Below are 10,498 nucleotides of genomic sequence, written 5' to 3'. Positions count from 1 at the left end.
TCTGATGTTAAAAATAATATTGTTTTAATCAATGTTGAAAGTACAACATCTCCAAGTTCTGCTATTAATGTTGTCATGAACAATCAAAATACAAAACAATCTTTTTCACAAATTATTCCTTTTAAAGTTCTAATTAAAAATAAAAATCTTATTAATGATCCTAAAGATGAATCAAAGATAATTAGAAAATTAGATTTAGAAATTCAATTTGATTTAACCAATGTTGATAAATCCTTAATTAATTGTTTGTTTATGAATTCTTCAATTAACAACAGTATTTATAAACAAATTCATGACAAATTTAGAACTTCATTAGCAAATTATTTTATGACTAACTTTTCAAGTGTTTTTAATTCTGAAATCCAAACTTTACTTTTTAATACAATAAATGATTTAGAAATCGATAATTTTGATGATGTTGCTGTTGAAAATCCTTCAACAAGTGTTAAACCTTCATTTTCTGTATCTATCAAATCAGCACCTACTTCTAAAGGTGATATTGGTATTGAGTTAACTAATTTAGATGTTAGTATAATATTAACAATTGTTGTATCAACATTCATATTAATTGTTGGCATGTTTCAAGCGATTTTTCTAATTCTTAAAAAGAGAAGAAAAGCCAATGAAACTCAACTTAATTTTATAAGACATAATAGTCCAAACTTAAAATTTTTAGAGAAGAATAAAGAAATAATTAAGGGACCAACTATTAAATCTGCTCATAATTCTAATTTCATTATTAAATGAAATGTTAATACAACTAATAACAATATTAATGTAATTAAATCAAATAGAAAAGATAATAATGATAGTGATAATAAAATAAAATTAATAAAAAGAAATTAAATTTCACAAACATTAAGCAAATATTCAATGTATCTAAACAATTAATTCATACTTGAAATAACACAAAAATTGTTTTTATTTCAAAATGTTGTTTTATATAATAAAATTAATGAATATTTTAACAAATATTTCTATTGCAGATGGAAAGATCAATGAAAATTAATAAAAAAAATTGTGTTAAATTTGTTCTTACAAGTTTTGGGTTATTTTCTATATTTGGAATACTAGCAAATACAGTTACTAGTTGTTCTAATGTAGATAGTAATTTAATAAGAACATTAGATGTACAAAGTATTAATGCAAAAACTAATTTTTCACAATTAAACAAAGTTAATGAAGCTAATGTAAAAAATTTAGTTCTTGGATCAAAAAATTTTAATAATGGCAATTATGTTTTAGCTATTGGAACATACTCAAATTTATCTCAATGACAGTTCTTTAATGGCATAAATTCTCAAGGGCCAGCGGATCAAAAACGTTGAAATGGTGAGTTTGGTAATGCTGTTAGTATTTTTTCTGGCAACAATAGTCCAGTAAAAGATTCATATCCTTTAGGAATTAAATTTGGTTTATTTATTGATGAAGCAACAAATATTCCTGCTGGACAAGATGACACAAATAATAAAAATAACCCATTTGCAAAGTATCCTAATGTTGATACAGACAATCCAATTGCATCACAAACATCTAAAGATCGCTCTGGTAAATATAGAAGAGAAGATGAAAGTGCTGTTCAATATAGAGATATTGTTAATTTAGTTTACGATACTTATTCTACAAATTCAATTGTGGCATCATGATTCACTAAAACTGCTGAATTACCAACAAGTTCAAGCGTTACTTTTGATCCTAGTCAGGATGTTTATTCTGAAATAACTAAATACATGGTCATTGCCTTTAAGCAAAATCAAGATGGAGTTATTGAACGTGCTTTCTATTCAATCGGAGGAACTTCAGAAAATAATCCTTCAGATCCAGGTACTGGAGATAGCACAACTCCCGATGATGGAAACAATGGAACTAACACAAACAATCCTGACACACCTGAAAATGGAGCTGATGCAACACTTCCAAATGGATCAACTAATGATTCTTCATCATCCACTAGTAGTAATTCAAATTTTAGCAATAGCAATGCATCAAAATTAATCACTAAAGTTGGCGTTGCAGGTTCATCACTAGTTGATTTTTTAACTAGTTTTTATAGAAAATAGATTTATAAATTAAATTATTTTGTAAATCAAAGTATTTATATAAAAATGTGATTTTTATGAGTTTGTTTATTTATAACTAAACATTAAATTAAAAACTTAATCTTAAATATTTTTCTACAAATATAACTTTTTAACTTAATTAAAATATTAGCAATTTTTCTAGTAAAAAAATAATAAATAAATGGTAAATTATGAGCAAAAAAATAATAGCCATAATTGGACCAACAGGATCCAAAAAGTCACATGTTGCTATTGAAATAGCAAAATATTTGAATTTTAGAGCAGAAATAATTAGTGTTGATTCTTTTCAAGTATATAAGGAAATATCAATAGGTATTAATAAACCTAATTTAAATGATTTAAAATTAGTAAAACATCACCTAATAAATTATATAAGTGTAAAAAATACTTGAGATATTAAACAATTTAAAGATTTAAGTGAAAAAATAATTGACAATCTTTTTGACAAAAAATTAATTCCTATTTTATGTGGTGGTTCTAACCTATATATGGATGCTCTTATCAATAATTATGATTTAAGTAAATCTCCCAAAAGAAATCCAGATCTATATAAAAATTTAACTAATGAAGAATTGCATGCAAAATTACATTCTATAGATCCTATAGAAGCTTTAAAAATTGGCAAATTTAATCGAAAACGTTTAGAAAGAGCATTAGAGATTTATGAAACTACAGGAATACAAAAATCAGTCTTAATAAAAAATAATAAACCAAAATATAATGTTTTATATATATTTTGTAACCTTAAAAATAAAGATGAATTAATGACAAAATTGAATGAAAGAACAATTGAAATGTATAACAATGGTTGATTAAATGAAATAAAAGATTTAATAAAAAAATGACCAGAATTTATTAATTCACAAGCATCTAAAGCAATTGGGTATTCTTATTTAATAGATTGCATAATAAACAATAAAAATATTGAATTATCTATTCTTCAAAAATTAATACGACAATTAGCTAAAAGACAAATAACATGGTGTAAAAATCATTATTTGGAAAATAAAATTAATTTTGATTTTTATCACGATAATATTTATGATCTTTTTAAGAAAATAAATGAATTTTTAAAAAATTAACTATGAATACAAAGCATTTGTATATTCACATACCATTATGTAAAAGTATTTGCACATTTTGTGACTTCAAAAGAGAATTAATTTGTAATTATAATTCTAAAGAGATAATTGATTACTTGATTAATAAACTTAAAAAATATAAAAAAAAGCAATTTGACACAATTTACATTGGTGGAGGTACACCAAATGTTTTAGACAATGATCAATTAAACTATTTTTTATCATTTGTAAAAAATTTCTTATCAACTAATTATGAATTTACAATAGAATGTAATCCTGAATTTATTAATGAATCACAAATTAAAATTTTAAAAAATAATCTAGTTAATAGAATTTCTTTAGGTGTACAATCTACCAACGATAAAATATTAAGAATCTTAAATAGAGCACACACAATTGAGCAATGTTCAAAAGTTATTAAATTATTACAAAAATTTCACTTTAATAACATTTCATTAGACTTTATGTATGCATTGCCTTTAATGAAAGTTGATGATGCTAAAAATGCTGTGCAATTCGCAATTGATCATCAAGTACAACATGTTTCTTTTTATGGTTTAGATTTAAAACCTAATGCAATTTTAACGAAAAAAAATTATCAAATTAATTATGAAGAAGAAGAAAATCAACTAAGTACAATTATTAAGGAATTTAATAAATCAAAATTTAAAAGATATGAAGTCTCTAATTGAGCTATAAGCAAGAAATATGAATCCAAGCATAATCTAGCATATTGACTAACAAAAGATTGAGCAGCTATTGGTTATGGCGCTCATGGTTTTGAAAATCGAATTTATTATAGCTATGAAGGAACAATTTTAAAACCTAAAAAAAAATCTTATAAATTAACTGATGAGGAATATTATCAACAAGTTTTAATCATGGGATTAAGATTAAAGAATGGCATTGATATCAGCATTGAACCATATAAAAGTGCTTTTAATTTATATAAAAATAAATTAATTTTTACTAAAATAAAAGGAAATATTCTAAAATGCCAAAATATTAATTTATTAAATAGCACTTTGGTAAATATTATTTAAAATGAAAGTAAACTTATGAAGTTTTTTAGAAAAGATTGAATTTTATATGATGAAATTGCTAAAGATGGAGGTCAAAGACCAGACACTTTAATTGAACTTCAAATACGCACTGAAGATCCACATCAAATGGGCCATATTCCAAAAATCGAAAAAAATGATTTAGGTTATACAATTAAACATGAAAATAATGATGGAATTTTGCACCCAATGAACATTAAGCATCATTTGGTTACAGTTGTTTTACAAATTGATGAGCAATGAATTTATCGATATGATTTTAATTATAAAAAAGATACAAATCCAAATGTTAAATTCAATGTTGATCATGGGACTAAAGTAAAAGTATTTAGTTTTTGTAATTTGCATGGATTGTATTATTCAAGTTTGGAATAAATAAAAGTTTTATTTTTCTATTCTACCAATAAAATTTTTGCTTATTCTTAATCCTGATTTATTATCAAATTTTAAATAATATTTTTCCATTGGTTTATTTGCTACATTAGTTTCGTTTTTGTTTTTGTCTAAAATTTTTATTAATTTTAATTTTTCATATTTTTCTTTTGGACCAAAAATGGTAAAAAATTGATTTAATTTAAAATAATTACGACAATTTACTTGAACTCAAGTTTGCTTTGTTTCTTCAACAACAAAAGCAAATTGTTGTTTAAGTGCTCTCTCTTGATCATGATATAACATATCATTTATAGTTGTAAAACCTTTGCTGAGTGCCTTACCACTTGGTCGATTTTCAGCAAATTTTAAATCTTTTTTAGAATTTTTTAATTTATTTAAAATTTTTTTATTATTGTGCTTTTGTAAACAAGCATCAATTAGTTCACGATATGCTTTAGTTACAGTAGCAACATAATTTAAAGACTTCATTCGACCTTCAATTTTAAAAGAAGCAACATTAAGTTTAATTAAAGTTTTAATTTCATCTAAAAGCATCATATCCTTTGGGGACATAGTAAATTCGCTACTATATTTATTTTTATTTTTTAAATCCATTAAGTCAAATTTTCATCTACAAGATTGAGCGCAACCACCAACATTTGCATCTCTTAATGACCAGTTATTTGACATCATACATCTACCAGAATATGAAATACAAACCGCACCATGAATAAAGTATTCAATTTCTAATTTATTTTTTAAATTTTGAATTAATTTTTTTAAATTTTTAATACTAACTTCTCTTGCAAGCACAATTCTAGAAATATTATTTTCTTTTCAAAATTTTGCTGCAGCTGAATTAGTAATTGATTGTTGTGTCGATAAATGTAATTCTCAATTCGGATAATTTACACTAACATAATCAATTATATATGGATCAGCAACAATTAAAGCATCAATCCCTGTGTCATATAATTGTTTGATAAATTTTGGGAATCCTTTTAATAGTCCATTGTGGCATATAACATTAACAGCGGCATAAACTTTTTTGTTTTTTTTATGAGCATATTTACAAGTCTTTTTAATATCATTCATAAAAAAATTCGAAGCTTGTGATCTTAATGAATAAGCTTTTGCGCCTAAAAAAACTGCATCAGCTCCATAATCTAAAGCTATTGTTGCTTTTTCGAAATCTCCAGCTGGAGATAATAGTTCATTTCTAATTATTTTTTTCATTTTTAATCAAGTGTAAATTTTCTTTAATTGTCCCAAGAAAACCTAAGGCAATCTCATATGGTGCACTTATTTTTTTAACTTTATTTAAATAAAAATTTTCTAATTTTTTTGTAAATTTTTGTTCTTTTATTAATTGAATAACTTCCTTATAGGCATATGTAATTTCTGCACATCACTTTTTGTTTTGCAAAACATTATCAATTCTTAAATAATCAATACCCATTTCAAATAATTCTTTTAATATTTTGATTGTACATAATTGATAACCACTAAGCATATGTGTTCCAAATTTATCCTCATAAATTGTATTAGGATATTTTCTTAACATTTCTTTAACCAAAAATTTATCCTTAGTATTTAAATCTAAATTTGCATATTGGTTGAAATTTGAAATCATTTTTCATTTTGAATGCATAATAAACATTAATCCATGGCATTGAATTTCTAAATTTAAATTTTTAGGTTTATTTAAACAAATATTTTTTATCTCACTCTTAAATAATTCCCTTGATAAAACAAGATGATTAATATTATTTTTTAAAAAAAATGAAAATTGACCATAGCTTGTAACAATGGTTTCAGGATGATAAATAAAATTAAATTTGAGATTATTCTCTTTAGATAATTGAACAACGGCATAATCTTGAAAATAAATTCCATCAATTGGCAATTTATTAATTTTTTTTAAATTGATTAATAACTTTACTAAATCATTTTCAAAAAAAATTTGATTAACTAATAAGAAAATTTTTGTTTTTTTCTTTTGAAAACATATTTTTTTTATTTCGTTTCAATTAAAATAATTTGCAGTTCGTAAACTAAAATCTTTATGTCCGATTAGCAAGCAATCAATTTTTGCATTAATAAATTCAATTGCTTGATTGTAATCAAAAGGCATTGTAATCAATTTCATAATTAATCATTTAATTCAATAATAACTAATCCATCTCCAGAATGATCTATAAAAAGATTGTATCTTTTTTTATCTATTTGATTCACATAATTTTGTAAATCCTCATTAGCTTTAATAATTTTTAATAATCTTTTTTCTTTTTGAATAGAAAATCTATTTTTAACATCTTTTAAAAAAAAATTATCAATTGCACAAGCGCCATTTTTATTGATGAACATTAAGCATTTTTCTAGAATTGAAACAACTTGTTTTTTTGGACCATCAATAAGTATTAAATCATATTTGTTTGTATTGATTCTTATAAAATCATTAACATCAATATTTATAAGTTTTATTTTCTTTATATCACTTAAAAAAAATTGAGCAATATTAAATCGAATCAAACTTTTCTCTATAGTAACAATTTCCTTAACTGATTCCAATCTACTTATATGATAAGAACTATATCCACATCCTGTTCCAATTTCTAAAATTTTTTGTATGTGATAATTTTTTGCTAAATAATTTATCAAATAATTTAAATTACTTTCGCGCATCACACTAACTTTTTGTTCAATACTTTTTTCTAAAATTAATTTAGCTTTATTTGTTTTCATTTAAAAACATTTCCAAAATAATCAATGCGCTTACTTTATCTACATTTTTGCTTCTAAGTGAACTTTTAATATTCATTTCAAATAATAATTCGTTTGCAAATTGAGTTGTGTATTGTTCATTTTGCAATTTATATTCACATTTAGGTATTTGTTTTTTTAATTCTAAAATAAATTGCTCTACTCTTAATGTTGCATTATTTAAACTACCATCTTTATTAACTGGTCAACCAATAATAAATATTAAATTTTCATTAAAATAAAAACTTAATTTTTTTCTCAACAAAGCAACAGCTTGAACATAATTATTTGAATTAAACTTAATTGTTGTTAATGGACTAGGAATGCCATTAATATTGTTACAAATAGCAATTCCTATAGTTTTTGATCCAACATCTAAACCTACAAAATACATTATTAAAAATTTTCATTTATAACTTGTTTAACTTCATCAATATTAATTAGTTTTTCAGATCCACCTTGAGCATAATTGTTTTTTCCACCACCACGGCCATTAAAACTTTTGTTAAGTAAATTAACAATTAAATTAGCATTCAAATTATTTAAGGCATTTTTAATGCTTACATAATATTGTGTTTTATTGTTAACATGATTAATTACAACAAATAAAATATCGGGGTTTTCATTACTTGCAGATGAAATTGCCATATTTATTTCCTTTGCTGTATTATTCTCTAAATTTAGAAATGCAAAATTATCTTTAATATTGCTTATCATCTGTTGCTTTAGCTCATTAGACTTTTTTTCAATATATTTTTTCTCAAAATTAAATTTAATTTTTATAAATTCTTCACAAATTTGTTTAAATTCTTTTTTCTTTTGTCTAAGTTCTTCAATTTCTTTTGGTAAAACAAACGATTGAATCTTTTTAATAATTTGTTTTTCATCAATTTTTAATAAATCATTTAACATTTGATTAATTTGACCTAACATTTCATTATTTTCTTGATTTAAATAAGCAGCAATTGTTGCATTACTACTAATAATTTCAATTCTTCATGAACCAAGTCCTTGTGAAGTATGATGGGTAATAAAACAATTTTCAATTTCTGAAGTATTTTTAACATGCGTTCCACCACACAATTCAATGCTATAATCAGCAATTTTAATTACACGAAGTTTGTCATGCTTTTTATATTCATCATCAAAATATGCAATGGCATTTAATTTTTTTGATCCTTCTAGATCTGTATAAATGACTTCTACATCAATTTTCGCATTAATTATCCGGCGAATTTCATTTTCAATTTTTTCTAATTGATCATCAGTAAGTTTAGTTGGGTATGTAAAATCAAGGGTTGCTTTTTTTGCATTTTTAAATGCACCTTCTTGCTTAATTGTTTCACTAATAACTTTTTTTAATGCTGAATGTAAAATATGTTCAAGAGAATGATTTTTTCTAGATAAAGATCTTCAATTTGGATCATGCCAAAGTTTTCAAACTTGCCCAATTGCAAATGAAGCATTTGTAAAGTGATGTAAATGTTGTAAATTAGGTCCTTTAATAACATTATCAAATTGAACAATTTTTTTAAAAAGTTTTTTTGCATAACCCTCATCAAACTGCTGACCACCAGAAGTTGCATAAATAACAGTCTTATCAAAAATTACATAACCATTACCATTATTAATTTTAGATACTGGTTCAAAATTATCATTAAATAAAGCAATAACCTTTCCTTTAATTGAATCTTTTTCATAATCAAAAAAACTATGAACATTACATTTTATTAAATTTGAATTTTGTTTTTCAATTGATACAACTTGTTGATTACTTTTTGAAACTATTTTATGTTCATCAAAAAGTTTATTAAATTCTTCCCAGTTAATATTTATATTTTCAACATTTGTACTGTTATTTTTTTCAATTTTTTTAGTTGCATCTTCTACAAATTCTTTAGCAAATTCTATTGGTAAACCATGTGTTTCTACTAGTTTAAAAAAAGATTTAGTATTTAATGTTTTGTTTTTAATTTCTTCATTAAATAAGTAAAAAGCATTATCAATAGTTTTGGCATAACTATTAATTTCAGTTAATAATGTTTTTGTTATTATTTCTTGTTTATTTTTTAAATTAGTAAAAAAATTACCATAAATGTTAATAACAGTTTCAATAACAGATTGTGCTCAATTGTTACTCATATCGAGTTTTTTTGTATATAAAACAACTCTTCTTATTAATTTTCTAATTGTGTAATTTCGATTTTTAGGTCCTGGAACAACACCATCTGCTACTGCAAAAACGACTGCTTTAACATGATCAGCAATAACTCTAAATCATGTTTGCTGTTTTTTTATTTCCAAATTAGTACTAAAATAATCATCAATGTTATATTTAAAGTTTGTAAATTTTTCAATTTCTCTAATGATGGGCAAAAACAAGTCTGTATCAAAATTAGTTGGTACATCTTGTAAAACTGAAGCTAAACGCTCTAATCCAGATCCAGTATCAATATTTTTTCTTTCTAACTCTAGATAATTTCCATTACCATCATTATTAAATTGACTAAACACTATATTTCAAATTTCAATATAACGATCATTTTCAATATCTTCATGAAATAATTTAATACCTAATTTAGAAGGATCATATTTTTCTCCACGATCAAAATATATTTCCGTGCATGGACCACATGGTCCTTGCCCTAAATCCCAAAAATTACGTTCACGATTACAACGAATAATGTGATTTGGATTAATTCCTTTTTCAATTCAATAATCAAAGGCTTCATTATCTTCTTCAAAAACAGTTATATATAGTTTGTCTTTATCAATCTTATAACCTTCAGTCAATAATTCATATGCAAAATTAATTGCTTCTTTTTTAAAATAGTCACCAATTGAAAAATTACCTAACATTTCAAATAAAGTTTGGTGTCTACTAGTAATTCCTACATTTTCAATATCATTTGTTCTTAAGCAAGCTTGTGAATTTGATAATCGAGGACAAGGAGGGATGCTTTTTCCTGAAAAATAATTTTTTAAAGTTGCAATACCAGAATTTATTCAAAGCAAAGAATCATCATTAATTGGAATCAATGGTTTAGATTCAACAATATAATGTCCTTTTTCTTTAAAAAAATTTAATCATTTTTGCCTTATAGAATTGCCTGTTCAATTTTGCATAATATATAAC

10 protein-coding genes are annotated in these 10,498 nt (G+C 23.8%); 5 read left to right on the top strand and 5 right to left on the bottom strand.

Going from position 1 to position 10,498, the window contains the following annotated elements; genetic code table 4:
- The 5 genes from T383_RS03930 to T383_RS0103605 form a co-directional block, all read left to right on the top strand.
- A partial coding sequence (locus tag T383_RS03930) for a hypothetical protein (RefSeq protein WP_033160296.1) occupies positions 1-846 on the top strand: 846 nt, incomplete at its 5' end.
- Between the two features lie 152 nt (positions 847-998).
- The gene (locus T383_RS0103620) at positions 999-2,060 is read left to right on the top strand and encodes a DUF6856 family protein (RefSeq protein WP_033160295.1); all 1,062 of its coding nucleotides are present in this window, start codon (positions 999-1,001) and stop codon (positions 2,058-2,060) included.
- Positions 2,061-2,251: 191 nt separating this feature from the next.
- On the top strand, positions 2,252-3,163 hold the full coding sequence (gene miaA, locus T383_RS0103615) for a tRNA (adenosine(37)-N6)-dimethylallyltransferase MiaA (protein ID WP_033160294.1): 912 nt from the start codon (positions 2,252-2,254) through the stop codon (positions 3,161-3,163).
- Between the two features lie 2 nt (positions 3,164-3,165).
- A complete protein-coding gene (gene hemW / locus T383_RS0103610) occupies positions 3,166-4,206 on the top strand; it encodes a radical SAM family heme chaperone HemW (RefSeq protein WP_033160293.1) in 1,041 nt (346 codons plus the stop codon).
- 15 nt (positions 4,207-4,221) lie between these two features.
- Positions 4,222-4,599, top strand: coding sequence for a desulfoferrodoxin family protein (locus T383_RS0103605; protein WP_033160292.1), 378 nt, complete (start codon positions 4,222-4,224; stop codon positions 4,597-4,599).
- 9 nt (positions 4,600-4,608) lie between these two features.
- On the opposite strand, the gene T383_RS0103600 is transcribed toward T383_RS0103605, so the two are convergent.
- Genes T383_RS0103600 through alaS form a run of 5 tightly spaced genes read right to left on the bottom strand, consistent with a single transcriptional unit; the run spans position 4,609 to position 10,488 of the window.
- The gene (locus T383_RS0103600) at positions 4,609-5,835 is read right to left on the bottom strand and encodes a peptidase U32 family protein (protein ID WP_245595174.1); all 1,227 of its coding nucleotides are present in this window, start codon (positions 5,833-5,835) and stop codon (positions 4,609-4,611) included.
- Positions 5,819-6,748 (bottom strand): U32 family peptidase, encoded by a 930-nt coding sequence (locus T383_RS0103595; RefSeq protein WP_033160291.1) that lies wholly within the window; start codon positions 6,746-6,748, stop codon positions 5,819-5,821. The genes T383_RS0103600 and T383_RS0103595 overlap by 17 nt, the downstream gene beginning before the upstream one ends.
- A gap of 2 nt (positions 6,749-6,750) precedes the next feature.
- The gene (locus T383_RS0103590; RefSeq protein WP_033160290.1) at positions 6,751-7,344 is read right to left on the bottom strand and encodes an O-methyltransferase; all 594 of its coding nucleotides are present in this window, start codon (positions 7,342-7,344) and stop codon (positions 6,751-6,753) included.
- Positions 7,331-7,756: a Holliday junction resolvase RuvX gene (gene ruvX, locus T383_RS0103585; protein WP_033160289.1), complete on the bottom strand. Its 426-nt coding sequence runs from the start codon at positions 7,754-7,756 to the stop codon at positions 7,331-7,333. The genes T383_RS0103590 and ruvX overlap by 14 nt, the downstream gene beginning before the upstream one ends.
- A 2-nt stretch (positions 7,757-7,758) precedes the next feature.
- Positions 7,759-10,488: an alanine--tRNA ligase gene (gene alaS / locus T383_RS0103580; protein WP_033160288.1), complete on the bottom strand. Its 2,730-nt coding sequence runs from the start codon at positions 10,486-10,488 to the stop codon at positions 7,759-7,761.
- Positions 10,489-10,498 lie beyond the last annotated feature (10 nt).

The sequence above is a fragment of the Mycoplasmoides alvi ATCC 29626 genome, from assembly GCF_000701785.1.
In the GTDB taxonomy this organism is placed as follows: domain Bacteria; phylum Bacillota_I; class Bacilli_A; order Mycoplasmatales; family Mycoplasmoidaceae; genus Mycoplasmoides; species Mycoplasmoides alvi.
This window is presented reverse-complemented; position numbering and strand designations above follow the sequence as displayed.